26 protein-coding genes are annotated in these 26,379 nt (G+C 68.7%); 10 read left to right on the top strand and 16 right to left on the bottom strand.

Features of this window, described 5'->3' with window-relative positions; genetic code table 11:
- Positions 1–23: 23 nt before the first annotated feature.
- The gene (locus tag H623_RS0107815) at positions 24–1,031 is read right to left on the bottom strand and encodes a TIGR03557 family F420-dependent LLM class oxidoreductase (RefSeq protein ID WP_157560915.1); all 1,008 of its coding nucleotides are present in this window, start codon (positions 1,029–1,031) and stop codon (positions 24–26) included.
- A 215-nt stretch (positions 1,032–1,246) separates the two neighbouring features.
- On the opposite strand from H623_RS0107815, the gene H623_RS0107810 reads away from it, so the two are divergent.
- The 3 genes from H623_RS0107810 to H623_RS0107800 all read left to right on the top strand — a co-directional run bounded on the left by H623_RS0107810 (position 1,247) and on the right by H623_RS0107800 (position 3,561).
- Positions 1,247–2,365, top strand: a complete 1,119-nt coding sequence (locus H623_RS0107810) for a fatty acid desaturase family protein (RefSeq protein WP_051143155.1) — start codon at positions 1,247–1,249, stop codon at positions 2,363–2,365.
- A gap of 82 nt (positions 2,366–2,447) precedes the next feature.
- Positions 2,448–2,654, top strand: a complete 207-nt coding sequence (locus tag H623_RS0107805) for a cold-shock protein (protein ID WP_022900379.1) — start codon at positions 2,448–2,450, stop codon at positions 2,652–2,654.
- Between the two features lie 49 nt (positions 2,655–2,703).
- The gene (locus tag H623_RS0107800) at positions 2,704–3,561 is read left to right on the top strand and encodes an LLM class F420-dependent oxidoreductase (protein ID WP_022900378.1); all 858 of its coding nucleotides are present in this window, start codon (positions 2,704–2,706) and stop codon (positions 3,559–3,561) included.
- A gap of 16 nt (positions 3,562–3,577) precedes the next feature.
- On the opposite strand, the gene H623_RS0107795 is transcribed toward H623_RS0107800, so the two are convergent.
- Positions 3,578–6,223 (bottom strand): multicopper oxidase domain-containing protein, encoded by a 2,646-nt coding sequence (locus H623_RS0107795; RefSeq protein WP_022900377.1) that lies wholly within the window; start codon positions 6,221–6,223, stop codon positions 3,578–3,580.
- A complete protein-coding gene (locus tag H623_RS21710; RefSeq protein WP_022900376.1) occupies positions 6,220–7,374 on the bottom strand; it encodes a hypothetical protein in 1,155 nt (384 codons plus the stop codon). Before H623_RS21710 ends, H623_RS0107795 begins: the two co-directional genes overlap by 4 nt.
- A gap of 79 nt (positions 7,375–7,453) precedes the next feature.
- On the opposite strand from H623_RS21710, the gene H623_RS0107785 reads away from it, so the two are divergent.
- Entirely contained in the window at positions 7,454–7,702 is a 249-nt protein-coding gene (locus H623_RS0107785; protein WP_022900375.1) for a DUF2249 domain-containing protein, read from the top strand.
- Between the two features lie 28 nt (positions 7,703–7,730).
- Here H623_RS0107785 and H623_RS0107780 read toward each other — a convergent pair whose 3' ends face one another.
- On the bottom strand, positions 7,731–8,591 hold the full coding sequence (locus H623_RS0107780) for a LysR family transcriptional regulator ArgP (RefSeq protein ID WP_022900374.1): 861 nt from the start codon (positions 8,589–8,591) through the stop codon (positions 7,731–7,733).
- A gap of 71 nt (positions 8,592–8,662) precedes the next feature.
- On the opposite strand from H623_RS0107780, the gene H623_RS0107775 reads away from it, so the two are divergent.
- The gene (locus H623_RS0107775) at positions 8,663–9,286 is read left to right on the top strand and encodes a LysE/ArgO family amino acid transporter (RefSeq protein ID WP_022900373.1); all 624 of its coding nucleotides are present in this window, start codon (positions 8,663–8,665) and stop codon (positions 9,284–9,286) included.
- A 19-nt stretch (positions 9,287–9,305) separates the two neighbouring features.
- On the opposite strand, the gene H623_RS0107770 is transcribed toward H623_RS0107775, so the two are convergent.
- Positions 9,306–9,959 carry an NAD(P)-dependent oxidoreductase gene (locus H623_RS0107770; RefSeq protein WP_022900372.1) on the bottom strand — a complete coding sequence of 218 codons (654 nt, stop codon included), beginning with the start codon at positions 9,957–9,959 and terminating at the stop codon, positions 9,306–9,308.
- Positions 9,960–10,066: 107 nt separating this feature from the next.
- Positions 10,067–10,648, bottom strand: coding sequence for a CG0192-related protein (locus H623_RS0107765; protein ID WP_022900371.1), 582 nt, complete (start codon positions 10,646–10,648; stop codon positions 10,067–10,069).
- 137 nt (positions 10,649–10,785) lie between these two features.
- On the opposite strand from H623_RS0107765, the gene H623_RS0107755 reads away from it, so the two are divergent.
- Positions 10,786–11,715: an aminoglycoside phosphotransferase family protein gene (locus H623_RS0107755; protein WP_022900370.1), complete on the top strand. Its 930-nt coding sequence runs from the start codon at positions 10,786–10,788 to the stop codon at positions 11,713–11,715.
- Positions 11,716–11,864: 149 nt separating this feature from the next.
- On the top strand, positions 11,865–13,004 hold the full coding sequence (locus H623_RS20970) for an NYN domain-containing protein (protein ID WP_022900369.1): 1,140 nt from the start codon (positions 11,865–11,867) through the stop codon (positions 13,002–13,004).
- Between the two features lie 2 nt (positions 13,005–13,006).
- Here the strand turns inward: H623_RS20970 and H623_RS0107745 are convergent, their stop codons facing one another.
- Genes H623_RS0107745 through H623_RS0107730 form a run of 4 tightly spaced genes read right to left on the bottom strand, consistent with a single transcriptional unit; the run spans position 13,007 to position 17,037 of the window.
- On the bottom strand, positions 13,007–13,381 hold the full coding sequence (locus tag H623_RS0107745; protein WP_022900368.1) for a RidA family protein: 375 nt from the start codon (positions 13,379–13,381) through the stop codon (positions 13,007–13,009).
- 38 nt (positions 13,382–13,419) lie between these two features.
- Positions 13,420–14,151, bottom strand: a complete 732-nt coding sequence (locus H623_RS0107740; RefSeq protein ID WP_022900367.1) for an IclR family transcriptional regulator — start codon at positions 14,149–14,151, stop codon at positions 13,420–13,422.
- A gap of 1 nt (position 14,152) precedes the next feature.
- Positions 14,153–15,754 carry an N-acyl-D-amino-acid deacylase family protein gene (locus H623_RS0107735; protein ID WP_022900366.1) on the bottom strand — a complete coding sequence of 534 codons (1,602 nt, stop codon included), beginning with the start codon at positions 15,752–15,754 and terminating at the stop codon, positions 14,153–14,155.
- Positions 15,754–17,037: a type III PLP-dependent enzyme domain-containing protein gene (locus tag H623_RS0107730; protein WP_022900365.1), complete on the bottom strand. Its 1,284-nt coding sequence runs from the start codon at positions 17,035–17,037 to the stop codon at positions 15,754–15,756. The genes H623_RS0107735 and H623_RS0107730 overlap by 1 nt, the downstream gene beginning before the upstream one ends.
- Positions 17,038–17,147: 110 nt before the next feature.
- Here H623_RS0107730 and H623_RS0107720 point away from each other — a divergent pair, with 110 nt between their 5' ends.
- Entirely contained in the window at positions 17,148–18,083 is a 936-nt protein-coding gene (locus H623_RS0107720; RefSeq protein ID WP_084485796.1) for a sugar kinase, read from the top strand.
- 16 nt (positions 18,084–18,099) lie between these two features.
- The gene (locus H623_RS0107715; RefSeq protein ID WP_022900363.1) at positions 18,100–18,702 is read left to right on the top strand and encodes a bifunctional 4-hydroxy-2-oxoglutarate aldolase/2-dehydro-3-deoxy-phosphogluconate aldolase; all 603 of its coding nucleotides are present in this window, start codon (positions 18,100–18,102) and stop codon (positions 18,700–18,702) included.
- A 42-nt stretch (positions 18,703–18,744) separates the two neighbouring features.
- Here H623_RS0107715 and H623_RS0107710 read toward each other — a convergent pair whose 3' ends face one another.
- Entirely contained in the window at positions 18,745–19,374 is a 630-nt protein-coding gene (locus tag H623_RS0107710; protein ID WP_157560913.1) for a hypothetical protein, read from the bottom strand.
- A 14-nt stretch (positions 19,375–19,388) separates the two neighbouring features.
- Positions 19,389–20,471 (bottom strand): OmpA family protein, encoded by a 1,083-nt coding sequence (locus H623_RS20965; protein ID WP_022900361.1) that lies wholly within the window; start codon positions 20,469–20,471, stop codon positions 19,389–19,391.
- Positions 20,472–20,742: 271 nt separating this feature from the next.
- Between H623_RS20965 and H623_RS0107700 the strand changes: the two genes are divergently transcribed.
- A complete protein-coding gene (locus H623_RS0107700) occupies positions 20,743–21,966 on the top strand; it encodes an HNH endonuclease signature motif containing protein (RefSeq protein ID WP_022900360.1) in 1,224 nt (407 codons plus the stop codon).
- 21 nt (positions 21,967–21,987) lie between these two features.
- On the opposite strand, the gene H623_RS0107695 is transcribed toward H623_RS0107700, so the two are convergent.
- From H623_RS0107695 to H623_RS0107680, 4 genes are all read right to left on the bottom strand, one after another.
- Positions 21,988–22,764: an ATP-binding cassette domain-containing protein gene (locus tag H623_RS0107695; RefSeq protein WP_026940072.1), complete on the bottom strand. Its 777-nt coding sequence runs from the start codon at positions 22,762–22,764 to the stop codon at positions 21,988–21,990.
- A 125-nt stretch (positions 22,765–22,889) separates the two neighbouring features.
- Positions 22,890–23,951, bottom strand: a complete 1,062-nt coding sequence (locus H623_RS0107690; RefSeq protein WP_022900358.1) for an ABC transporter permease — start codon at positions 23,949–23,951, stop codon at positions 22,890–22,892.
- Between the two features lie 9 nt (positions 23,952–23,960).
- Positions 23,961–24,962, bottom strand: coding sequence for a sugar ABC transporter substrate-binding protein (locus tag H623_RS0107685; RefSeq protein WP_022900357.1), 1,002 nt, complete (start codon positions 24,960–24,962; stop codon positions 23,961–23,963).
- Positions 24,963–25,057: 95 nt separating this feature from the next.
- Positions 25,058–26,299 (bottom strand): Gfo/Idh/MocA family protein, encoded by a 1,242-nt coding sequence (locus tag H623_RS0107680; RefSeq protein ID WP_022900356.1) that lies wholly within the window; start codon positions 26,297–26,299, stop codon positions 25,058–25,060.
- Between the last annotated feature and the right edge of the window lie 80 nt (positions 26,300–26,379).

Below are 26,379 nucleotides of genomic sequence, written 5' to 3'. Positions count from 1 at the left end.
TCGCTCAGGGAGCACGGCCGCGCTCATCGATGCAGCGCAGGCAGCACGTCGCGTCCGAAGACCTCGATCCACTCCCGCTGGTTGCGGCCCACATTGTGCAGATACACCCGGTCGAAGCCGAGGTCGACATACTTCTGGATGGCGGCGCGGTGCACATCCGGATCGCTGGAGATGACCATGCGGCCCTCGAAGTCCTCGGGCCGCACGAGCTTGGCGATCTGCTCGAACTCGAACGGCGAGCGGATGTCCGCCTTCGGGAACTTCATGCCGCCGTTCGGCCACTCGTGCACCGCGTTGGCGAGCGCCTCTTCGTCGGTTGGCGCCCAGCTCAGATGCAGCTGCAGCACGCGCGGGGCGTCGTCGGGGTTCTTGCCGGCGTCGCGCTGGCCGGCGTCGAACTTCGCGAACAGCCCACTGATCTTCTCCAGCGGCGCGCCCACCGTGATGAGTCCGTCCACGCTCGCTCCCGCCCGCTTGGCGGTGACGGGACCCGCTGTGGCGATCAGGATTTCGGGCGCTTGCTCGGGCATCGTCCAGAGCCGGGTGGACTCCAGCTTGAAGAACTGTCCGGAGTGCTTGGCGTCCTTGCCCGCAAGTGAGGCCGAGAACAGCTTCTTGATGATGTCGATCGCCTCGAACATGCGGTTGATGCGCTCGGGCGCCTCCGGCCAGTACCCGCCGATGACGTGCTCGTTGAGCGCCTCGCCCGAGCCGAGCCCCAGCCAGTGCCGCCCGGGATACATCGCGGCCAGCGTCGCGGATGCCTGCGCCACGATCGCAGGATGGAATCGGAAGCTCGGCGTGGTCACGCCCGGCCCGAAGTCCCCCTTCGTGCGCTCGCCGATCGCGGTCAGCACGTTCCAGACGAAGGATGCCTGCCCTTGCGTCGGCACCCACGGCTGGAAGTGATCCGCCGCCATCACCCCCGAGAAACCGTGCTTCTCAGCGTGCGCGCTCAGTTCGACGGCCTCCATCGGGGCGAACTGCTCGAGCATCGCGGCGTATCCCACCTGGAGTTCTCGCGTAGCCATGGATCCCATTCTGCCGATCGCGCCCCGCAACCACCCGACGTGCCTCACCGGGTGCATTGCCAGCAAGATGCCGGTTTGGGCATGCGAGTTCTGGTTAGCATGGGAGAAGCGATCGGCGATTTGCCTTTGGCGCGTGACAACGAGGACGACTGCGGTACTGTGCAGCCGCAGGTCGCGGCATCTATCAGCCGAAGGCTGCAAGCAGACGGGCAAAGATCATCCCCTCATCTCGCACAACCATTTCTGTTTCTGACAGCAAGCTCGGTGCTGTGCGCGGAACGCGTCGCAAGACCCAGGACGGCACGAACGTCGTGGCCACGTACACACAGCTCTCGCACGCTGTGAAAGCCGACGGCCTGCTCGAGCGCACCGGCGGCTTCTATCTGTTGGTCGCCGTCGCCCTTTTTCTGGCGAGCGCCGGGGTCGTCACGGGCATGGTCCTACTCGGCGAGAGCTGGTATCAGCTCATCCTCGCCGGCGCGCTGGGCCTGATCTTGACGCAGTTCGCCTTCATCTCGCACGAGGCCGCGCACCGCGCCGTGCTGCGATCCGGGCCCGCCAACGATCGACTGGGCCGATTCGTCGGCACGTTCGTGGTCGGCATGAGCTACGCGTGGTGGATGAACAAGCACACCCGTCATCACGCGAACCCGAACCAGATCGGCAAAGACCCGGACATCGAGGTCGACACCATCTCGTTCACCGAGGAAGACGCGGCCAAGCGCACCGGCTTCATGGCTTTGCTCACCCGTCGACAGGGCTACCTCTTCTTCCCCCTGCTGTCGCTGGAGGGCGTGAACCTGCACTTGTTGTCGCTCAAGCTGCTGTTCGGCCGCCACGACGTCAAGCATCGCAAGACCGAGATCACCCTTATCGCCTTGCGCTTCGGGCTGTACCTCGGCGCGCTGTTCTTCTTCCTGCCGCCGGGGATCGCCGCTGCCTTCATCGGTGTGCAGATGGCCGTCTTCGGCATCTACATGGGTGCGTCCTTCGCGCCCAACCACAAGGGAATGCCGGTCATCCCCGCCGATGCCAAGCTCGACTTCTTCTCGAAGCAGGTGCTGACCTCGCGAAACATCCGCGGCGGGTGGTGGGCGACGACGCTCTTCGGCGGCCTCAACTACCAGGTGGAGCACCACCTGTTCCCGAGCATGGCACGCCCCCACCTCGCGAAGGCACGACTGCTCGTGCGCGAGCACTGCGCGACCCACGGCGTCGCCTACACCGAGGCCAACCTGTTCGAGTCCTACGGGATCGTCATCGCCTACCTCAACCGGGTCGGACTTCAAGCCCGAGACCCGTTCGCGTGCCCATTGGTGGCACAGTACAGGTAGACATAGATTTCGACGGCCTCCGCGCTGTCGATACAAGGGCTGCGTACGCAGCCCGGAACACCACGAAAGGAAACATCACGAGATGGCCACCGGCACCGTGAAATGGTTCAACTCCGACAAGGGCTACGGCTTCATCGCCCCCGACGACGGATCGGCCGATGTCTTCGCGCACCACTCCGCGATCGTAGGAAGCGGCTACCGCAACCTCGAGGAGAACCAGAAGGTCGAGTACGACGTCGAGCAAGGCGCGAAGGGACCGCAGGCGACCAACATCCGCAGCGCGCAGTAGCAGCGGCAGAACCACAGCGACGGCGGGGCGCCGACGCTAGCGTTCCGGCATGGACATCGGATTCCACATCGCGAATTTCACCTGGGACGTGCCGGACTCGCAGCTCGGCGCCACGCTCGCGCACGCCGCTGCGGAGGCGGAGAGCGCCGGTATCAGCCGCATCACGGTCATGGACCATTTCTGGCAGATCGGCTCGATCGGCACGCCGGAGAAGCCCATGCTCGAGGGCTATACCGCGCTCGGCTTCCTCGCCGCGCACACGCAGCGCGTGCTGCTGCACACCCTGGTGACGGGCGTGATCTACCGCGAGCCCGCCATCCTGGCGAAGCAGATCTCCACGCTCGACGTGCTCTCCGGCGGCCGCGCCGGCCTCGGTATCGGCGCCGGCTGGAACGAGGAGGAGTCGAAGGGCCTGGGCATTCCGTTCCCGCCCACCAAGGAGCGCTTCGAACGGCTCGAAGAGGCGCTGCAGATCTGCCTGCAGATGTGGAGCGACGACGAGAGCCCCTACGACGGCGAGCACTATCGCCTTGGCCGCACGCTCAACTCGCCGCAGCCGCTGTCGAAACCGCGTCCCTCTCTGATGATCGGCGGCGTCGGCGAGAAGAAGACGCTCCGCTTCGTCGCCAGATACGCGGATGCCTGCAACATCTTCGGCAGCCCGGACGCGGCGCACAAACTCGACGTGCTGCGCCACTGGTGCGACGTGGAGAACCGCGACTACGACACGGTCGAGAAGACCACGACGACCGCGATCTACGACGACACCGATCTGGACGAGTTCGTCGCCCAACTCGACGCCCTGCGTGAGCTGGGCTTCACGACCGCCTACGTATCGACGAGGATGCCCGACCCGCTTCGCGCCGTCGACTTCCTCGGCAAGGTGGTCGAGCGCGTTCGCGACTGAGCCGTCTGCGCCCGCGTCACTTCACCACGTGGAACGTGCCCGCCGCGCCCTTCTCGGCGTCGGACATGATGTGCGTCACGAACGAGTAGTCGCCCGGCTCGGGGAACGTCAGCTCGACGAATCCGCCCTGCGCGGGCTCCAGGTCGAGCGCCTGCGAGCCGCCGGTGCCGGTGGACCCGCCGTTCCTCAGCAGATAGTCGCCCTCCTTGTAGACGGTGTCGAACTGCGCGCCCACGACGTGGAACGAGCTCGCCTTGTTGGGACCGGCATCCATCACCCAGATGCGCACCTTCTCGCCCGCCTTCACCGTGATCGGACGGTACCGGTACTGGTTCGCGTAGCCGTTGAACACGACGAGGTCGGGGTTCTCGGCGGCGAGCTTCGTGGTGTCGACGATGCCCTTCTGCGGACCGAGGTAGTACTCGCTCTGCACGAACACGAACTCCTTCGAGACGCTGTCGAGCCCAGGCGGATCGATGATCACGGCGCCGAACATCCCGTTCGCGATGTGCGCCGACATCGGCATGGTCGAGCAGTGGTAGAGCCAGATGCCGCTGCGCGTGGCCGTGAAGGTGTAGGTGAGGGACTGCCCGGGTTGGATGGTGCGCATCGGTTTGTTCGGCGCCAGCGACCCGGCATGGAAGTCGATCGAGTGACCCATCGTGCCCTTGTTGACGAGCGTGACGTGGAAGACGTCCCCGACCTTGCCGCGCAGAATAGGTCCGGGCGCGGTCCCGTTGTAGGTCCACAGCGTCTGCTTGACGCCCGGCGCCACCGAGGTCACCACGTCGCGCACCGTGAACGTGTAGTCGTGCACGGTAGCCGACGGGGCCGGCGGGAGCGAGGCATCCCGCGCCGTGAACGACTTCGACGGCTCCCGCGCCCAGTCGATGTCGTCGGCGGCCGACGGCCCTGCCGATCCGGAACCGGACCCCGAACCTGAACCCGTCATGCCGGGCATGCCCGCCATGCCGCCGGACGCCTCGCCGGATGCTTCGCCCGACGCGACCGCGCCCGTCGCTACCACGGTGAACACCATGCCCAGCTGCCGGTGGCCCACGACGGAGCACCAGCCGTCCTCGGACGCGGTGATGACGCCCGCATCCACGGTGGCCGACTCGCCGCCCACGAGCCGCCCCGACGTGATGCCGTCGGCAAGCGTGAGGTCGTGCACCATGTCGTCGTCGTTCTTCACGTGGATGATCAGCCTGTTTCCGACCGGAACATCGATGGTCGACGGTGAGAACCGCATGTTCTTCATCACCATGTGCACGGTGGTCGTCGCGGCCGAGGAACTCGCACCCGCCGGCGCGCTTCCCGTGGCATTCACCACGCCGACGCTCACGGAGGCTACGAGCACGAGCACGCCGATCGCGGCCATGATGCCGCCGCTGTTCCCGTGCAGGTGCTCCGCCCCCGTCGGCCGCCTGGTGCCTTCGTGTCGCACGTGCCGCTCCCCCGGCGTCGGATCCGGCATGGTGCGCGCCACCACGAGGGCGCGCACGCCGAGCACGAGCGGCACGAGCAGCGTGAGGCCGGCGACGGCGAGGAACACGCCGCGCGCCGGCACGGACGGGATCACGGCGAGCGCAAGCGTCCCGTTGATCAGGATCACGCGGAACAGCCCGAACCTGTCGAGCTCCGCGTTCGTCGCGCGCACCCGCAGCGGCCCGCCGCCGAACACCACCGGCACGAGGTAGCTCAAGGCCGCCATCACCAGTTGGGCGACGAAGCCGATTCCGAACGGCACGAGCAACGTGACGAAGCCAGCCGCCACGGCCTGCCAGGAGCGGGCGAACGCCACCTCGACGCCGAACGCGACGACGCTCGCTGCGAACCAGAGCAGAGCCGCACCCATGCTCCAGCCGCCGTAGTTCACCGGTGGCGTGCGTCGGGCCGCCTCGCCCAGGTCCACGCCGACGACGATGAGGCCGGCGAGGTAGATCGCCACCCCGACGAGGATGCCGACACGCACGCCGATCACGCACGCGGCGGCCACGACGAGCACTCCCGTGCAGAGCGCCGCCAGCGCCACCCGCGACCGGCGCTGCGACGCGTCGCCGATGCGCGCGTGCAAGACGGTCGGCCAGAGAAGGATGACCGTGCCCACCACGGTCAGCCCGATCCAGCCGAGCACGTTCAGCGTGATGTGCGCGACGAAGAGCCTGTCGTGCGCGAGGTCGGGAACATCGCTGCGGGCCATGATGACGCCCACCGTGACGCCGGCGATCAGCGCGATGCCGGCGAACACGTAGTAGCGCACGAGGGGACCGAACCTCGACGGCAGCGCCCGGCGCATCCGAACCGTGAGAGAGGCGGATTGCCAGGCGGCGACGAAGGCGACGAGCGTGCCGCCGGCGAGCGCGAGCATCCACAGGCCGTTCATCACTCCGACGAGCACCAGTACCGCGCCGAGCGTGTGCACGGCGAACCGCACAGCGATGGGCGTGCGGGAGCCGGCCTTGCGCAGGATGGTGTCGGCGAAGTGCTGGCTCCAGACCAGGATGGCGCTCGTCGCTCCGCCGAGCAGCATGAGGTGTACGGCCAGCCAGACCGGCGCGCCGACGAGCGCGCTGCAGATGAGTGCGATTCCTGCAGCGATTATCCACGCGGCGACCACGCCGTTCGTGGCGGCGTACCACGTGCGTCGGGAGAGCTTCACCGCGCCACCCTTTCCCGTGTCGGCGGCCCCATCAGCGAGGATGCCACCGCGAGCACCACGAACAGCAGCAGCGCCACGACACCGGCGACCCCGCCGATCTGCACCCAGACGGGCAGATTCTGCGTGTCGCCGACGAGAACGCGTGCGACGAGCGACAGGTTGAGCAGCAGTACGGGCCAGCCCAGCATCGGCCGGTACGGCAGAGGTCGGCGCAGCACAGCGGGCAGGATGACGGGCGCGTGCGCCATGATCATGCCCACCGTGAACCCGAGGAAGACCGCATGCACGGCACCGTCGTACCACGGACCGTCCACCGTCTGACCGACGAACAGCCAGATCAGCCCGGCCACGATGAGCCAGCCATAGCCCGCCAGCAGGCAGGCGGCGACGTAGCGCGGCAAGCGGCGGGCACCGATGACGAGTCGCGTGGCCACGTCGAAGACGAGCAACCAGGCGACGAACGCGAGCAGGCAGGCGCCGAACAGCCGGTAGCCGACGGCCGGCCAGAGCATGGCGACGAGCACACTGAGACCGAGGGTGATGCTCACGGCGATGGCGACGGCCTCGGTGCGCCGGCTCATCGCCACCAGGCGGGCCAGCTCGATGCGCTCGCCGGCGATGGTGAGCACGATGAACCCCGTCATGCCGGGCACCAGCGACGAGGCGGGCAGCCCGCCGATCCAGAGCATGGTCGAGGCCAGGGCGAGCCAGGCCCCGAGCGCTTGCACGGCCGACGCGAGCATCTGCTGTCGACGCCAGATGCCGGCGTAGATGAGGATCAGCCCCACGCACCCGGCGGCCAGGAACGCCTGGCCCACGACGATCGGCAACGGCGTGATGAGCAGGATGCCTCCCACTCCCAGGAACGCCGGCGACGCCATCGCCCACCAGCGACGCAGTGCGACGGCGCGTTCGAGGGCGATGACGGTGCCGATGAAGCCGAACACGAGCAAGGGTCCGTGCACGACGGGCAGTCGCGCGGTGGTCACCGGCGCCGGAAGCCCGAGCAGCAGGAGGGCGGCGTCGAGGCCGGCGAGCATCGCCAGCCCACCGGGGATGAGGAACAGTGCTCGCACTCCGCCGCGCGCGAGAACCGGCCGGCTTCGCGCAGCCGCAGCGGGCGGGCGGCGAGCGCTGTTCGTGTCCGTCATTAAACCGCATTCTATTCCGTTTTATGCGCGAATGAGTGCTACGTTCGTGTCATCTTCCCGCCTGCGAAAGGAACCCATCGTGCCTGATTCGACTTCCCCCGACGCCATCCTCGACGTGCGCTCCGAGGAGCCGGCGCGTCGCCATACGCTCATCTTCGAGACGTACGGCGCACTGCCGGCCGGCGAGCGCTTCGTGCTCGTCAACGACCACGACCCGAAGCCGCTGTACTACCAGTTCGCGGCCGAGCACGCTGGCCAGTTCAGCTGGGAGTACCTCGAGGAGGGCCCCGAGACCTGGCGAGTGGCGATCGGCCGCGTCGCGAGCTGAGCCCGAGGCCCGCACAGCACAACAGGGCCTAGCGCAGCGCCGCCGCCCCCGCCATGATCGCTTCGCGAACGCGATCCAGGGCGGCGCTGCGCAGGTTCCACTGCTGCCAGTAGAGCGGCACGTCGATGCCGCGCTCGTCGAGAACGATGACGTCGCTGCCGGCGTCCTCGCGTTGCCAGGTGGGCACCATCCCCCAGCCGAAGCCGAGTCGGATGGCGGCCACGAAGTCGGCGGATGCCGGCACCTGGTGCCGCGGCGGCGTCGCCTCCCCCGCGCCCCTGCGTGTCAGGTAGCGCCGCTGCAGCTCGTCCTTGCGATCGAACTCCACGACGGGCGCCCGTCGCAGCGCCGTCTTGGTGACGCCGTGCGGGAACCATCGTTCCGCGAAGTCTCGTTCTGCGCACGGCAGGTAGCGCGCGACGCAGAGCCGCTCGACGGTACAGCCCTGCACCGGTGCCGCGTCGGCCGTGATCGCAGCCATCACCGTGCCGTCACGCAGATACGAGGTGGTGTGCTCCTGGTCTTCGCGGTGGAACTCGAAGTCGACGCCGTCGACCTCCGCGAGTGCGGGCAGCACCCAGGTGGCGAGCGAGTCCGCGTTCACCGCGAGAGAGATCGTGCGCCGCGCACCCTCGAGCTCGAGTTCCGCCGACAGCGTCCCCGCGATCGCGTCGATCTGCCGCGCCACGCGCAGCACCGCCGCGCCGGAGGCCGTGACCGTCACGGGCTTCGAACGCACCAGCAGCACGCGCCCGAGGGATGCCTCCAACGCGCGGACCCGCTGGCTCACCGCCGACGGAGTCACGTGCAGGGCGCGTGCGGCGGCATCCAACGTGCCATGGGTCACCGCCGCGTCGAGTGCGCGAAGCTGAGCCGGATCGAGGTCCATCAACAGCAATGCTAATGGTCGTGAAGGAACTGAAGCTTCACTTCACGAGTGCGGATGCCTAGCCTCGTTCCGTGCATCCCCTCGCCACCGTCTTCGCCGGACTCGGCTTCAGCCTCTCGCTGATCGTCGCGATCGGCGCGCAGAACGCGTTCGTGCTGCGCCAGGGCCTGCGCCGCGAGCACGTGCTGCCGATCGTTCTCGTGTGCGCCGGCACGGATGCCCTGCTCATCTTCGCGGGCATCGCGGGAGTCGGCGTGCTCGTGCTCGCGGCGCCCTGGCTTCTCGTGATCGTGCGCTGGGTGGGAGTGGCCTTCCTCGTCGTCTACGGCGTGCTCGCGGCAAGACGGGCGTGGCATCCCGGAGAGCTCGATCCGGCTTCCGGCTCAGGCCCCGCGGGCCTCGGCGCGACGCTCGCCGCGTGCCTCGCCTTCACGTGGCTGAATCCGCACGTCTACCTCGACACGGTCGTGCTGATGGGCACGATCGGCAACGGCTACGGAGAGAGCCGATGGTGGTTCGCGCTCGGCGCCGCACTGGCGAGTGCCCTCTGGTTCACGGCGCTCGGCTTCGGTGCGCGCATGCTGCGTCCCGTGTTCCGCTCGCCGGTCGCCTGGCGCGTGCTCGACGTGCTGATCGCGGTCACGATGTTCGTGATCGCGGCGACACTCGCACTCGAGGTGCTCGCCGGCTCCTGAGACCGGCGCCGGCGCCGCCTCAGTGCCCGACCGTGAACCGGCGGTTCTGGTGCTTCGGATCGGCGAGCTCGTCGGCGAACGCCAGCGCGAAGTCCGTGCCCGAGATCTCGGACGATCCGTCGTCCTTCGAGACCAGGATGTCGCCGCCGGTACGGTACTTCCCGGTCGTCTCGCCGGGCGCGTAGCTGCCGTACAGGGCCGCGGGGCTGACATAGAACCAGTGCAGGCCGCTTCCGGCCGGACGGTTCTGCGCGAGCCACTCGAGCACTTTGGCGTGCGTGAGCGATTCCGGTTTCCAGGCATCCAGGAACTCCGGGGTGTCGACCAGCCGCGGACCGCCGTCGGAGACGAACGAGCTGCCCGCGCCTCCCACGATGCCCAGGCGCGCTCCGGCGTTCTCGGCCGCATCGGCGATGGTCTGCAGGTGCGGCAGCAGCACGCTCGCACCGTCATCGGTCGTGGCATGAACGGCGAGGACGAGCGCATCCGCACCATCGGCGAAGTGATCGAGATCCTCCGCGTCGCCGTAGGAGCCGGTGACGTACTCGACGCCGTCGACCGGATCGGCGGGCTCATGGCGCGAGAGCGAACGCACCTGCCAGCCGCGCTTCACCGCCTCGCGGGCGATGTTGCCTCCGGTGTAGCCGGTTCCTCCGATGATCGCGATGCGCATGCGTCGACAGCCTTCCTGGTTCGTGTGGCGACGTTCGCTCTCGAGCGCCACCGCGGTGCAACGCGTGCGGCGGCGGTGCCATTCCGCGCGCGAAGGCTCCCTGGCGTTCAGCGGGTCCGCACGGTCGCCAGCAGGGCGTCGACGGTCCCTTCCCATGTCCCCCTGAGCGTGGCCGCGCCGGCATCATCGGATGCCTCCCCCACCACCCGCACCACGCTCACGTCGACGGCACCCACGGCGGGAACATCCGCGCCGGGATGCCCGCTGCCGTGCACGCGTGCATCGGGTTCCTTCGTGATCCGGACCCCGTTCTCCTCGTAGTGCTGTTCGACCTCGCCGTCGCCGGTGGCGATGACCCGCACGAGCTCGGCCAGATAGACGGGGTCGCCCACGGCGTCGTACACCCACCTGGTGCCGAGCACGCTGTGCTCCATCGTGCCGATGAGCCACGGCTCGGCGCCGTCGAGCGGTGCGTTCCGATACGTCAACGGGATCTGTAGAACACGATCGCCCGCACCCACGAGGAGTGTCTCGATCCCGACCTCTCCTGCGGGATCGTCGAAGCGGAAGGCGGCGATGCGTTCGATGTGCTCCGCTTCGACGGCGCGCCCGAACGGCTGCGACGGCAGCCAGCCGGCGACGAGTTCGAGCTTCGGAGGGGTCAGGGTCGCACGGTGCAGAAGGGCCATGCGATCAGACTGGCAGAGTGTGCGCGTCCGGGACACGTTCCGTAGCCTCGACGCATGACCTCGGTGTGGAGTGGACAGGAGTTGCAGACGATCGGCGACGAGGCTTCACACGGCTCGACGCTGAGCCTCGTGCCGGCGTGACCGGGCGTGCCGTCGGCGCCCTGCACGCGGGGCAGCTGAGAGTCGACGCGTCAACGGTTCACGCCCTGCTCCGCGATCAGTTCCCCCGGTGGGCGCGCGAGCCCGTCGTGCCGGTCGCGGGCTCGGGCACCGTGAACGCGATCTTCCGTGTCGGCGAAGAGCACGTCGCCCGGTTCCCGCTCGTCGTCGACGATCCGGATGCGACCGCCGCGGTCATCGAGACAGAGGCGACCGCCGCGCGCGAACTCGCCGACACTACGCACGTCCCTGCATCTCTCACCATGGCCGTCGGCAGACCCGGCCGCGGCTACCCGGGGCCGTGGTCGGTCACCACCTGGTTGGACGGCGAGCCGGCGACGCCCACGGGGCTGAAGGCATCCCGAGACTTCGCCCTCGAAATCGCCGCTCTCCTCACGGAGTTGCGGGCGGCCCCGACGCGTGGCCGCATGTTCTCCGGGCTCGGGCGAGGCGGCAGCCTACCCGACCATGACGAGTGGATGCGCCTCTGCCTCGACGAGAGCTCCGACCTGCTCGACGTGCCCCGGCTCGCCGCGGCGTGGGCCGTCTTGCGCGACCTCCCGCGCCGCGCCCCCGACGTCATGTCGCACAAGGACCTTGTTCCGGCCAACCTGCTCGTCGTAGACGGTCACCTCGCCGGCGTGCTCGACTCCGGTGGCTTCGGCCCCGCCGACCCGGCACTCGACCTGGTCGTGGCCTGGCACGTCTTCGACGAGCCGGTTCGCACGATGCTGCGGCATGCCGTCCAGCCTTTCCCAGACGACCTCACCTGGGCCCGTGGCGCGGCCTGGGCGTTCGAGCAGGCGCTGGGGCTCGTCTGGTATTACCGCGAGAGCAACCCGGCCATGAGCGCACTCGGCAGGAGCACGCTGGACCGGATCATGGTCTCCGACATCGTGCCCGGGTGAAACGGGGCGATGTATCGTCACCGAGGTCGTCGCCCGGCGCGCACGCCTGACGCCGCCGATCCCCCTCCCGAGTCGCCTCGCTCGCGGCTACGCTCGAAGCATCCCGTCTGCCCGTGCACCGCGCCGGACGTCCGCGGCGAAAGGACTCCATGCCCGACACCACCGACAGCCGTGTGGCCGTCTACATCGACTTCGACAACATCGTCATCTCCCGCTACGACCAGGTGAACGGGCGCAACTCGTTCCAGCGCGACCGGGTGCGTCAGTTCGATCCGGACGAGACCGGAGCGGATGCCGTCACGACCGATCGCCTCGATGCCGCCACCGTCGACGTGGGAGCGGTCATCGACTTCTCGGCGTCGTTCGGCACACTCGTGCTCACCCGCGCGTACGCGGACTGGTCAGCACCGGTGAACGCGGAGTACCGCCACCAACTCGTCGGCCGCGCCGTCGACCTCGTGCAGCTGTTTCCGGCGGCGGCGTACGCGAAGAACGGCGCGGACATCCGCCTGGCCGTCGACGCGGTCGAGGACATGTTCCGCCTGCCCGATCTGACGCACGTCATCATCGTGGCCGGCGACAGCGACTACGTGCCGCTCGCCCAGCGCTGCAAACGGCTCGGCCGTTACGTGGTCGGCATCGGCGTGGCGGGCTCGACGAGCCGCACACTCGCCGCCGCGTGCGACGAGTTCTACAGCTACGACGCGCTGCCCGGCATCGAGAAGCCCTTACCGCCGCCCGCTGAGCCCAAGAAGACGCGGTCGCCCAAGGGCAAGAAGGCCACGGCGAAGCCGGCCGAGGGCACTGAAGCCGCGGAGACCGACTCGGAACGTGCGCCCGAGACGGAGCCCACCGAGACGGAGTCCACCGAGACGGAGTCCACCGAGACCAAGCCGAAGACAACCGCCAAGCGCGGCACGAAGGCATCCACCACATCGGCCGCCGCGCAGCGCGCCGCCCGTGCCGAGAGCCAGGATGCCGAAGACGCCGAACGCGACCCGCAGCAGGACGCCACGCGCCTGCTCGACCGCGCCCTGCGCATCGGCCATGAGAAGGACGACTCCGAGTGGCTGCACAGCTCCGTGGTGAAGTCGCAGATGAAGCGCATGGACCCGTCGTTCAGCGAGAAGCAACTCGGCTACCGCTCGTTCTCCGACTTCATCAAGTCGCGCTCCGAGATCGCCGACCTCGACGACTCGAGCACGGCGCAGCAGGTGCGGCTGAAGCCTCAGCACGAAGTCGCACCGCCGCCCGTGCGCAAGCGAGTGCCCCGCCGCGCGAAGGGCTGAGGCTACAGCGCCGCCACCACGTCGATCTCCACGAGGATGCCCGCCAGCTGCGAGCCGACCGTGGTGCGCACCGGGAACGGCTCGGTGAAGAACTCCCGGTAGGCGGCGTTGAACTCGGCGAAGTCCGCCAGGTCGGCCAGGTGCACCGTGGTCTTCACGCAGTCGTCGAGCGTGAGGGAGCGCTCGGCGAGCACCGCCGAGATGTTGCGCAGCACCTGCCTGGTCTGCTCGGCGACCGAGTCGGCGACGGCACCGCCGTTCGCAGGATCCTGCGGTCCGAATCCGGCGGTGTAGAAGAATCCGTTCGCGACGATCCCCTGGCTGTAGGGGCCGGCCGGCTGCGGCGCGGCGGTCGCGTGTACTGCGGTCTTCGACATGGTGTTTCCCTTTCCTCTCGGTCTTTCGTTCGTCTCGCTCAGCCGAGTTCGCGGGCGATCTGCGCCGCGGTCTGCTGGAGAGCAGGAATGCCGGCCTGAAGGCCGTGCAGGTCGCGCACCACCCGCAACGCAGTGATCGAGACCGCGCCCACGACGCCGGCCGCGATCGTGATCGGCACCGCGATGCAGTTCACGACCTCCTCGAACTCGCCGTCGTCGCACGCCCAGCCTCGGTGCTCGACCGCCTCGAGCTCGGCGTCGAGCTGCGCCCTGGTGGTCATCGTGCGCTCGGTGTAGGCGGTCCACTGCACGCCGGCGAGCACGGCATCCCGTCTGCTGGGTGCGAGCCCGGCGAGGACCGCCTTGCCCAGCGCGCTGCATTGCGGCCGCACGGGTGAGCCGACCCGGGAGTACAGCCGCACCCGGCCCGGGTCTTCGACCTTGTCGACGTACACGATCTCGTCGTCGACGAGCGCGGCGACGTGCACCGTATTGCCCACCGCGCGGTGCAGCCGTCGCACCGCGGAGTGAGCGGCTTCGCTCAGATCGAGCCGCTCCATCGCGGCCGTCCCGAGCACGCCGAGCCGGAACCCCGGCGCGTAGGTCCCGTCGGCGCGGCGCCGGGCGAACCCGACCTCCTGAAGCGTCTGCAACTCGCGGAACATGGTGGAGCGATGGATGCCGAATTCCTCGGCCAGCGCCATCACCGTCTTCGGCTCCGCCGCCAGGGAGTCGAGGATGTCGGCGGCCCGCTTCACACTGTTCGACACGTCACGCCTTCCTCGCGCTACGGGACGCGCGGCGCAGTCCCCGGCCCGGACGGGCATCCGTCAGCTCACCGTCGTGCAGCACCGGCACACCCGCCACCAGCACGTCGTCGATTCCGACGGCATCGCGCAGCGGCTCCTCATACGTTGCCCGGTCTGCGACGGTCCCCGGATCCACGACTGCCAGGTCGGCGACCGCTCCGACCGCGACCTCGCCGCGCCGCCCCAGCCCGAAACGCTCCGCGGCCGTCAGCGAGAGATGCCGCACCGCGTCCGGCCACGACCAGGTCGCCGTCTCGCGCACGTACTCGCGCAGGAACCGCGCGAACGTGCCGCGAGCACGCGGATGCGGATGTCCGCCGAGGAAGATGCCGTCCGAGCCGCCCACGTGGGCCGGGTGCGCGAAGATGCGCGCCAGCTCGGAGACGGGCCGCGGGTTCTGCACGGCCATCACGATGCTCACGCCCAGGCGGGATGCCCGCATCACGTCGAGCGCGAGGTCGATCACGTCGCGGCCCGCGCGGCCGGCGGCTTGCGCCAGGGTGAGGCCGAGCATCCACGCGTACTCCGACGCCTCGATGCCTGCCAGAGTGATCATCCGCGGCCACTGCGGCCCGAGACTCGGGTTGTGCGCGACGAGCGGGAACCAGTCGCGGCGCAGTCGCTCGCGTTCCTCCGGATCGCCGAGCACGCGGACCACCTCGTCGGTGGGCCGCGCCGAGAGCGCTGGCGGCAGCAGCGGCATCGTCATCAGGGAGCAGCCACGCACGTACGGGTAGGCGTCGAACGTGACGTCGTGTCCGCGCGCGGCGAGCGTCTCCAACTCCCCCAGCACGATGTCGGCGTCGGCGTGCAGGTGCGAGACGTGCACGGGCAGGCGCGATCCCGTCGCGGCGAGCACGCGGTCGGCGATGCGCGCCGCCTCGCCGGTGCCGACGACGGTGTTCGCCTCGTATCCGCCGCGCAGGTGGCTCACGTACACGCCCCCGGCGCGGGCGACGGGCTCGCACAGTGCGGCGATCTCCTCGCTCGATTGGAAAAGCCCCGGCACGTAGTCGAGCCCCGTGGAGAGGCCGAGCGCCCCCTCGCGCAAACCGCTCTCCACCAGGTGCAGCATGCGCGCCAGTTGTGCGGCATCCGCGGCGCCGTCGTCCCGCCCGCAGACCTCGAACCGCACGGTGCCGGCCGGCACGAGGTAGCCCGCGTTCACCCGGGTGGTGCCGTCGATGGATGCCAGGTAGCCGGCCACCCCATCGCCCGCGTAGGCCGCGGGGTCACCGTTGATCGCGCCGAAGTAGTCACTCGCGTAGCGGCCGTCGCCCGGCGCGTACGAGACGCCGTCCTGGCCGCAGATCACGCTGGTGACACCCTGGCGCAGCAGCGAGCGCTGCACACCGTCATCGCCGAGGAGGCCGTCGGCGTGCGAGTGCGCGTCGACGAACCCGGGCAGCACGTACCGCCCTCCGCAATCGACGACGTGGTCGCCGTCGACCGGCTCGACCTGGCCGAGCGCGGCGATCACGCCGTCGCGCACGGCGACATCGGCACGACGCACGCCGCCCGCGCTCACGATTTCACCGCCGCGGAGGACGACCCGTGTCGGCATCAGAAGTACGTCCGCACCAGCTCGACCACCCGGTCGGAGTCCGCAGACTCGACCACGGGCAGCACCCGCCACTTGTCGAAAGCCGTGCACGGGTGCGAGAGGCCAAGCGAGACGACGGAGCCGATCGGAGCGATGCCGCGCGAGGCATCCGCGTCGCTCAGTCGCAGATACGCGTGCTGATCGTTGAGTGCCGAGATCGTGGCAGCTGTCAGCGGAGCCGACGGCTCGCCCAGGTCCGCCGCGACGGCGCGCGGTATCGGCAGTCCCTCGTCGAACGGGAAGTCGCGCCGGCCGCCGTCGAGCAGAGCCAGCGACGGTTCGGGGTGCGATACCACGCGCGCGATGCCCCGCATCGCCGGCAGAAAGCGCGGGGTGTCGTCCCGCGCTCGTGCCTCGTCGAACGGTGAGACCGTGCGGTAGTAGCCGTCGTCGTGCACGAGGTACGCGCCCGAGCGCAGCACGAAGTGCGTACGCCCCTGCGCCCGGCCGACCGCCTGCCGCGCTGCGGTGTACACGTCGGCGACGACGTCGAAGTAGGCGCTGCCTCCTGCCGTGACGTAGACGTCGCCGTCGTCGTAGCTCGACAACAGCCGCTCGTGCAGCTCCACCTGGCGTTCGAGGTACCCGCGCACGGCACGCAGCCCTGCCTCGGAGCGGTCGTGAGCCAGCGCGCCCTCGTACCCGGCCACCCCTGCGAGACGCAGAACCGCGGATGCCGCCACCCGCCGCGCCACGCCCGTCGCCTCCCCGACGCTGCGCGCCCCGGTGCGGCCACCCGGTGCCCCGAGCTCGACGCACACGTCGACGCGGCGCGGCAACGCGGTGCCTTCCAACGCCCGCTCCATCGCCTCGACCGTCTCGATGCAATCCGCCCAGCACACGAAGCGGAGTGCCGGAGCTGCCAGCTCGCCGGCGAGGAAGCGCAGCGCGCGTGGATCGACGGCGGCGTTGGCGAGCATGATCGAGTCGAACCCCAGACTCCGGGCGGTGCGCACTTGACCCATCGTCGCGAGCGTGATCCCCAGGCTCCCGGCATCCAGCTGGCGTTGCCACAGCGCCGGCGCCATGGTGGTCTTGCCGTGCGGCATCAGTTCGAGCCCGCGCTCGGCGCACCACGTGGCCATCGTCGTCGCATTGTGCCGCATGGCCGCGTCGTCGAGCACGACCAGTGGCGTCCAGAACTCCGAAAGCGCAGGCTCCGTCGCGAGGAACTCCGCGGGCGTCTTCCCCACAGCACGATCCGGAATGCCCTTGTCGCGGGCGTTCAAGCGTTCCTCGCTCACAGGTCCCCTCCCTGCATCACGTCGGCCTTCGCGCCCTGCATCGCTTCGGCGAATGTGCACATGATGCAACGTACGTTGCGCGTTCCGCACGCGCTCTTCACACTAGCGTCATGACATCCGCCCCGGCGAGCGCACCCCTGAGCACACCGCTGCCCCGCCTCATCGCGCTCGGCGAGACCATGGTGATGATCACCCCCGCGCGGGCCGAGTCGCTGGCCACCGCCGACGACTTGCGGCTGCACGTGGGCGGAGCCGAGTCCAACGTGGCGACTCACGCCGCCGCGCTCGGCGTTCCCTGCGCCTGGGTTAGCGCGGTGGGCGATGACGTGCTCGGCCGACGAGTGCGCCGGGTCGTCGCGGAGCGCGGCGTCGACGTGCGCTGGGTGACGAGCGATCCGCACGCGCCGACCGGCGTGTACTTCAAAGACCCCGGCAACGGTGTGCTCTACTACCGACGCGGATCCGCCGCCTCCCGCCTCACGGCCGAGGCCGTCGCGCACGTGCCGTTCGAGGGCGCCGAGGTCGTGCACCTCTCCGGAATCACACCGGCGCTGTCCGACAGCTGCGCCGAGCTTGTCGACTCCGTGATCGAGCGGGTCGCGGCATCCGCCGCCGTGCTCAGCTTCGATGTCAACCTCCGTCCGCCACTGTGGTCGCCGGATGCCGCCGCTCCCGTTCTGCGCTCCCTCGCGCGCCGGGCGGACCTCGTCTTCGTGGGCCTCGACGAGGCATCCGTACTCTGGGGCTGCGAGACCCCCGCCGACGTGCGCGCAGCGCTTCCCGAGCCGGCGCGACTCGTCGTGAAGGACGGCGACATCGGTGCCACCGAGTTCGACCGTGGTGCCGATCGGGACGAGACGACGTTCGAGCCGGCCATCGCCACCGCCGTCGTGGAGCCGGTCGGCGCCGGAGACGCGTTCGCCGCCGGTTACCTCGCAGCGCTTCTGAACGGCGCGGATGCCGCCTCCCGTCTGCGCGCAGGGCACGAACGGGCGCACCTCGTTCTGCTGTCGACCAGCGACTTCGTGATGGAACACATTCAGTGAAAGGCGGACCGCGCCCATGACAGACAACTCTTCTTTCGGCGAGCTCTTCGGCGAGGTGCCGCTCATGGCGATTCTGCGCGGCATGGGCGTCGAGCGCAGTCTCGCCGTCGCCACGACGGCCTGGGAGCTCGGCATCGACCTCGTCGAGATCCCGGTGCAGACCCCGACCGACGTGGAGGCGTTGCGCGTCGTCGCCGAAGCGGGCCGTGCGCGCGGTCTGCACGTCGGCGCCGGCACGGTCGTCACGCCGCAGCACGTTCGTCTGGCCGAACAGGCAGGCGCCGAGTTCACGGTGAGCCCCGGGTTCGATGTCGAAATCGTCCGAGCGTCGCACGACGCCGGCCTGCCCTCTCTGCCCGGCGTGTCGACGCCGACGGAGGTGCAGTTGGCCGGCAAGGAGGGCCTCACCTGGCTCAAGGCCTTCCCCGCGTCGCTGCTCGGAACAGGGTGGTTCGGTGCGATGCGCGGCCCGTTCCCGAACATGTCGTTCGTCGCCACGGGCGGAATGGATGCCTCTACCGCTCCCGCCTTCCTCGCAGCCGGTGTGCGCGTGGTCGCGGTCGGCTCCGCGCTGGAAGATCCCGAGCAGTTGCCCGCTCTCGCCGCGCTGGTCAAGTAGCGAGTTCGGCATCTCGCGGGTCACCGCGCACGCGTACCTCGACTAGGCCCGGGCGCGCTCCACGCTGATGCCCTTCGTCGTCGCGAACCCGGGAATCGTGATCTCGACCTTCTGCACCGACTTCGGCAGCGACGGAACGAGAGCGTAGAGCACTTGACCCGAACCGTCGACGCTCTGCGGCAGCGTGCTGCACGCGCAGTCCAGGTCTCGGCCATCGCCGTTCGCGGGCACATACGTGTATGGCCGAAAGGTCGTCTTCGTCGCGGGGTCGACGACGCCGAGCAATCGGGTGTCCATCAACGGCGGGTACGCGAGCTGGAACGACGCCGTGTCCACGCTGCCGCCCGTCGCACTCTTCAAGCGCCAGACGACGAGTGTCGAATTCGCCTCTGACCGCACTTCGAGCACCTGCGCGATCACGGCGGACGTGCCGGCGCCGGTCCCCGTCTCGATCGTCCCCTTCGACGTCGCGAGAACGGGAAGCGCCTTCGGGTCCGCCATGACCTTCGTGACCGCATCCTTCGGCGAGAGCGACTGCGTATCGTCCCGCGCTCCTGCCGCCGAGCCGGGCGACGCCGTACTGCCGGTGGAACTCGGAGCGGTGCAGCCGCACAGCACGAGGCCCGCGGCCACGACGACCGTCGCGAGCACGGACATCCCGCGCCGTGTCATCCCCGTCCCCTCCATCACTTGCCTCCCGTCGTGAACGTGATCGTCACCCGCCGGTTCAATGCGCGCCCGGCATCGGTGCTGTTGTCGGCCACCGGGTCCTGTTCGCCCATCCCGGATGCCGTCAACGAGATTCCCGAGCGGGTCACCATTGTCGACAGCGCGTCCTTGACCGCGTTCGCACGCGCCTCCGACAGCGTCTGGTTGTCCGAGTCGTCACCGATGCTGTCGGTGTAGCCGACGATCGACACGGTGCCGGAGCCCGCTTTCGAGAGCTTGGTCGCGACATCCTTCAGCACAGCCTGTGCCGCCGTGGTCAGCGTCGACTTCCCGAAGTCGAACAACACGCTGGAGTTCAGCGCGATGGAGGTCGTCGTCGGCGTGTCCTTCGTCGCCGCTTTGGGATTCGCGGTGTTCGTCGCCATCGGTCGGATCGACAGACTCGTGTCCGCCGCGTCGATCGCGGACTTCGTCGGCAGCGTCGGCCATCCTCTGCCGAGCTTCACGGGCTTCGTCGCCACGATGGGCCGCGGAAGCGCGTCGGTGATCGGCACGTCCTGAACGAGGTTGCCGTAGCCGAAGTCGATCGTGGCGGTCTTCATGCGAGCCGGAAGCGGCGGCAGCACCGCGTAGCCGACCAGCGGTGTTCTCGTGCCGTTGAGACCGCCGATGTCACCGATGCGGCTGCACAGGCAGTGACGGTCGGAACCGACCAGCGGCAGGTAGTACTTCAGCCCCGCGGTGTCGACGATGCCGACGGCCCACGCGTCGAACGCCCGGTACGGCGTGCTCAGCCCGATCGAGGGCATGTTCAAGGCCGACGAGTTGCCGGGGCCGCCCAGGCTGTAGAACACCGCGGTTCCGCCGGGAATGCGCACCACGGCGTTGATCGCGCCGTGGATCACCTCGTTCGACGAGTCCTGAGCCGGGTCATAGGTGAAGGTGGCAGCTACGGGCACGCCGTGCGACGACGACTTCCCCTGGGCTGAAGGGGCCTGTGCAGTCGCGGCGTGTGCCGGCGCCTCGCTCGCCGGCGAGGCCAGAGCGAGCCCGCAGATCACGCCCAGCGCCACCGCCACACCGCGCGCGAAGGGGCGCACGACCTCTCGCCTTGGTCGCCGAGGATGCCCCCGCATCGTCGAGCGGACGGCCGGTCGTACTTCTCCCCCTCGCATGTCGAAGACGTTACGGAGCTTCGCCTTGCCTCGACATGGGGAGGACTCCCCATGTTCCTCACGCAGGGGAAGTCCTCCCCGTGCCCCTCCCGGTGGCGGCTCGTACGCCCAACCCTGCATGAGCGAGAGAACACTCATCCTGTTTAGAAGATATGTTCGTATCTATGACGCCCCGTTTCCTGGTAGAATCGGCCTTATGATCGACGCGAACGGAGACATCGGCGACGGGCTTCCGCCGCAACGCATCCGCGTGCCGTCACCGTTCGAGCTCCTCGACCGGACGATCGACGATGCCGAGACGACGCAACTCATGGCGAACCGGCTCGCCGCGCGCCAGATCTTCACCGTGCGCGACGCCTTCGACGCAGCGCTGGCGAGCCCGCGCGTCTACGTGCCCGTCGGGGCGAGCACCATCCCGGGCGTGGAAGATCTCGACTTCGCACGGCGGTCGATCGCCTTCGATCTCGCCCAACGCCTCCACCTGAGTGAGAACGTGGTGCGCGACTACGACTATCAGGCGCGCGTGCTCGATTCCTCACTTCCGCACATCCGCGACCTTTTCATCGAGGGCATCATCAGTCACCGACACGTGAAAGCCGCCGTGGAGAACACCACCGGCGTTCCCGCAGAGGCGCTCGAACGGTATGACGAGCGCCTCGCTGCCGTCGCTGCCGGTCTTCGTCCCGACGTGTTCGCGCGTCGCTGCAGGCTGGTGCGCGAGCGGCTCAGCATCGACAGCCTGCAGGAGCGTCACGACCGGGAGCGCGCGAAGCGCCGCGTGGTCGTCGAGCCGGTGAACGACGGCATGGCGTGGATCAGCGCCTACGTGCCGCTCGCAGACGCGGCACGCGCCGACGCCCGTCTGAGCGCGACCGCCACGCGCATGCGCAAGGAGTCGGGCGAAGCCCGCACCAAGGCACAACTGCGGGCGGATGCCTTCATCGCCTGGCTCTGCGGCGACGGCACTCCGACCGCGGCCACCGCACACCCGTTCGTCCTCATCGACGGCGGCGGGCGGTTCGCCGAGGTGCTCGGCTATGGTCCGATCGATCCGCGCACCGCCGCTGCTTCGCTTCACGATGCGCCGTCGTTCCGCCGCGTCGTCGAAGACCCGGTGCGCCCCGCCCGCCTCGTGCTCGACAAGGGGCAGTACCGGCCGTCCGCCGATCAGCGCACCTGGCTCCGCCTCAACTACGGGCTGGACGACGCTGCGGCGCCCTTCGTCTCCCCCGATGCCGAGATCGATCACATCATCGAGTTCCAATACGGCGGAGTGACGGATGTCGCGAATCTCGTCCCGCTCAAGCCGCGACTGCACCGACTCAAGTCGGCCACGCGCATCCGCCTCGACCCGAAGCCCAACGGCGGAATCCGGGTGCGAACACCGACCGGGTACGACAGCGATCCACCGCCGTTCTGATCAACGCGCCGATCGCGAGCCTCACGCCCGCGCGAGCTCGTGCGCCAGCGCCTCGAGCTCGGCGCCGCCGGCCATGAGGCCGGTCAACTCGTCGATCGCGATCTCGGACTTGTCGTAGAGCCCCAGGCTGACACCGCGCTTCAACAGCAGGAAGCGATCCCCCACCGGATACGCGTGGTGCGGGTTGTGCGTGATGAAGACCACGCCGAGCCCGTTGTCGCGCGCGCGGGCGATGTACTTCAGCACCACACCGGCCTGTTTCACCCCGAGAGCCGAGGTCGGCTCGTCGAGGATGACCACGCGGGCCCCGAAATACACCGCGCGGGCGATCGCCACCGACTGCCGCTCACCGCCGGAGAGTGTGCCGATCGGCTGGTCGACGTCGCGCAGGTCGATGCCCATCTTGCCCAGCTCTTGCTTGGTGATGGCCTTCATCTGCCGCACCTTGAGCATGCCGGCAGAGCTCAGCTCGGATCCGAGGAAGAAGTTGCGCCACACCGGCATCAGCGGCACGACGGCGAGGTCCTGGTAGACCGTGGCGACGCCCGCGTCCAGTGCAGCACGCGGACTGGAGAAGTGTCTTTTCACGCCGTCCACGAGCAGGGCGCCTGAGCTGTAGTCGTGAGCACCGGCGAGAATCTTGATGAACGTGGACTTGCCTGCACCGTTGTCGCCGAGCACGCAGAGCACCTCGCTCGCGGAGACCGAGGCCGACACGCCCTTCAACGCGATGATCGATCCGTACGTCTTGCCGATGTCACGCACCTCGAGAATGGCGGGCTCTCCGACGATCGACATGTCGACGGCATCCGTCAGCAGCTCCGACCCCGGGACGGTTCCGGCCGCACCGGCCTCTGGGGGTGCGGAGTCGCGCGAGAGCGCCTTCTCGAGCACCCGTTCGTCGGCGACTTCCTCGTTCTCGTTCATTCGCGACCTCCCGCCTGTCGTCGCACGTACAGGTTGATGAGCACGGCCAGCAGCAGCATGGCGCCGAGGAATGCCTTCAGCCAGTTGTTGTCCCACTGGGCGAACACGATGCCCTGCAGCGTCATGCCGTAGATGAGCGCGCCGATCGCGGCACCGGCGGCCGATCCGAAACCACCGGTGAGCAGGCATCCGCCCACCACCGCGCAGATGATGTAGATGAACTCGTCGCCGATACCGGTCGTGGCTTGCACGGTGCCCACGTCGAACAGCGAGAGCATGCCCACGAGCCAGCCGCAGCCGGCCGTGGTCATGAACAGGCCGATCTTCGTGCGGTTCACAGGAACGCCGGTCTGCCGCGCGGACTGCAACTGACCTCCGACGGCGAAGATCCAGTTGCCGGCACGCGTGCGCATCAGCACCACGGTCGCGATGATCGTGATCACGACCCACCAGATGACGGCGGTCTCCAGGTGGAAACCGCTCGAGCCGAAGCCGATGCTCTCGCCGAAGATCGCCTTCACCCCCGAGTACCCGGGCACGTTCGTCATGCCCTGGATGGCGACCTGGCCGGTGATCAGCTTGGTCACAGCCAGGTTGATGCCCTGCAGGATGAAGAACGTGCCGAGGGTCACGATGAAGCTCGGCAGGCCGGTCTTCATGACGATGATCCCGTTGAAGAAGCCGATCCCCAACGCGAACGCCAGCGCGATGATCAGCGCCACCCAGACGCTCAGGCCGTACCACGTGGTCAAGACGCCGACCATGAGACCCGTCGTGCCGGTCATCGCGCCGGCGGAGAGATCGAACTCCCCGCCGATCATGAGCAGCGCCACGGCCACGGCCATGATGCCGTAGAGCGACGCCGAGTACAGCCACGTCGACACCCCGGCGGGAGTCAGGAACGAGTCGGTCACGACCGAGAAGAAGATGAAGATCAGGATCGCGGCGACCCCCGCGCCGACCTCGGGACGACGCAGCGCCTTCACCAGCGGGTTCGCGCGCTTGAGCCGTTCGTCGAGCGACGGTGCGGCACCGCCGGGGAGTGTCGAGGTGGTCATGGATGCTCCTTACCTCGTTCCGTTCTTCGCGTACTTCGCGACCTGGGCGGCGTTGTCCTTCGTGATGTATCCCGGTCCGGAGTAGACGGGCATCCCACCGCCGACCGTGTTGCCGTTCGACTTGTACAGGTGCAGGAAGACGATCGGAAGATAGCCCTGCAGGTACTGCTGCTGATCGACGGCGAACAGGATCTTGCCCTGCTCGATGAGCTTGAGCACGTCGCTGGAGACATCGAAGGTGGCTACCTTCGCCTTGCTGCCCGCGTTGTCACGCGCCTGTTCCGCTGCGACCGCGACCTCCGGGTTCAGAGCCACGACGCCATCCACCGAAGTGTCGGAGAGCAGCGCACTCTTGATCGTGTTGCCCGCGTCGGCGACGTTGTTGATGTCGACCTGCACGTTCTTCACCGTGCCGGTGAACGTCTTCTTGATGCCGTCGCAGCGCTGCTCCAGGCCCTGGTTGCCGGCTTCGTGAATGATGCAGAGCACGTTCTTCAAGCCCTCGGAGTCGAGTCTCTTGCCCACCGACTCGCCCGCCAGCTCTTCATCCTGGCCGACGTGCGTGATCGCCCCGTACTCCTGCGACTGGGCCAGCCCCGAGTTGATGGTAACGAACGGGATGCCGGCCTTCGTGGCATCCGCGAGCGCGCCCTTCAACCCTTCCGGGTTCGCCATCGAGACGACCAGGCCGTCCACCTTCTGAGCGATCGCCGACTCGATGAGCTGGCTCTGCTTCTGCACGTCGGGGTCGCCCTGATAGGTGACCTTGTCGCCCATCGCCTTGCCGCCGGCCATCGCTCCGGTCTTGACGACGTCCCAGAACGTGTCACCGGGAGCGGCGTGCGTGATGACGGCGAAGGTGTACTTGCCGCTGGTCGATGCGGCGGCCTGCGTGTTCGAGTCCTTCTGTTTGTCGACGGCTCCGGTGCCGGTGCACGCGGAGAGCGTGAGTACGACACCGGCGGCCACGGCGGTAGCCGCGAGCCAGACCTGCTTGGTGCTTCGGAACATGTGCGTATCCTCCTTTGGGTACGTCTGGTGACGAAGTCCTGCGCGGCGTAGACGCGTCAGGGGTGGAGCGAATGCGGCCCGGAGGCCGCGGATTTTCAGGTCGTCGTGCCGGCCTGGCTTGCGGAGCCGTTCGCCCCCGCACCGTTCGTGCCTGCACCGTTCGTGCCGGCAGTCGGCGGAACCGCGTGCCAGGTGCGGTCGCTCGCAGCGGCCTCGGCCGCCGCCGCTACGCGGGCCGCGGCGAGGGCATCGTGGATGTCGGCGCTCGGCGCCTCGCGGCCGCTGTACGACGCGAGGAACTTCGACGCCTCGATCACCTTGAGGTCGTCGTAGCCCATCCCCGTTCCGGCTCCGGGCTGGAAGCGCGCGAAGTCACCGAAGCCGGGACCGGCGAGGATGCTCGTGAACCCGGAATGCGGGCCCCGCCCGACCGCGAGTCGCAGCTCGTTCATCCGCTCGAAGTCCCAGACGAGGGCGCCCTCGGTGCCGTAGACCTCGAGCTCGTAGTGCGCACGACGGCCGGTGGCCACGCGACTCGCCTCGAGCGTGCCGACCGCTCCGTCACTCAGCCGCACGAGCATCCCCGCATAGTCCTCGTTCTCGACCTCGCCGCGTTCGGCGCTGTCGCTCACTGCGAAGTGCGTGGCCTGACCCATCGCGAGCTTCGGGCGCGTGGCGTGCACGGTGCTGGTGAGCGCCGCCACGTCGTCGATGGGTCCGACCAGATACTGCACCAGGTCGACGAGGTGCCCCATCAGATCGCCGAGCACTCCCGATCCGGCCAGCGAGCGGATGAACCGCCACGACAGGCCGCCGGCCGGTTCGGCCGAGTAGTCGGCGAACATCGTGCCCCGCACGTTCGTGATGCGGCCGATCGCCCCGTCCGCGATCAGCTTCTTCGCGTGTTCGACGGCCGGTGCGTTCCGATAGTTGAAGCCGACGGCGGTGACGACATGCGCGGCATCCGCCGCCTCGGCGATCGCCTGTGTCTCAGACGCGTCCCGGCCCGCCGGCTTCTCGATCCAGAACGCCTTCCCCGCGCTCGCGGCCGCGGTCGCCATCTCGGCGTGCAGAAAGTTCGGGGCGCAGATCGAGACGACGTCCACCTCCGGGTCGTCGATCACCGCGTGATAGTCGGTGGATGCCCGCGCGAACCCGAGTCCGTCGCGCGCGTAGTCGAGGCGGTCCGCCGCCGTGTCGGCCGCGTGCACGAGGACGGGACGGATACCCAACTCCGGGTAGAACTCGGGAAGCGCGCGGTATGCGCGCGCGTGTACCTTTCCCATCCAGCCCACGCTGATCAGCCCCACGCCAAGCCGGTCGAAGTCCTGCCCCATTCATCGCCTCCTCTCACCCTTGAGATGATGATCACGATACCGACTTACGTATATATGTCAAGACATTAGGCCACATAGTC

Source organism: Humibacter albus DSM 18994 (genome assembly GCF_000421825.1).
Taxonomy (GTDB): domain Bacteria; phylum Actinomycetota; class Actinomycetes; order Actinomycetales; family Microbacteriaceae; genus Humibacter; species Humibacter albus.
The sequence above is the reverse complement of the archived record's forward strand: the minus strand, read 5'-3'. Positions and strand labels throughout refer to the sequence as shown.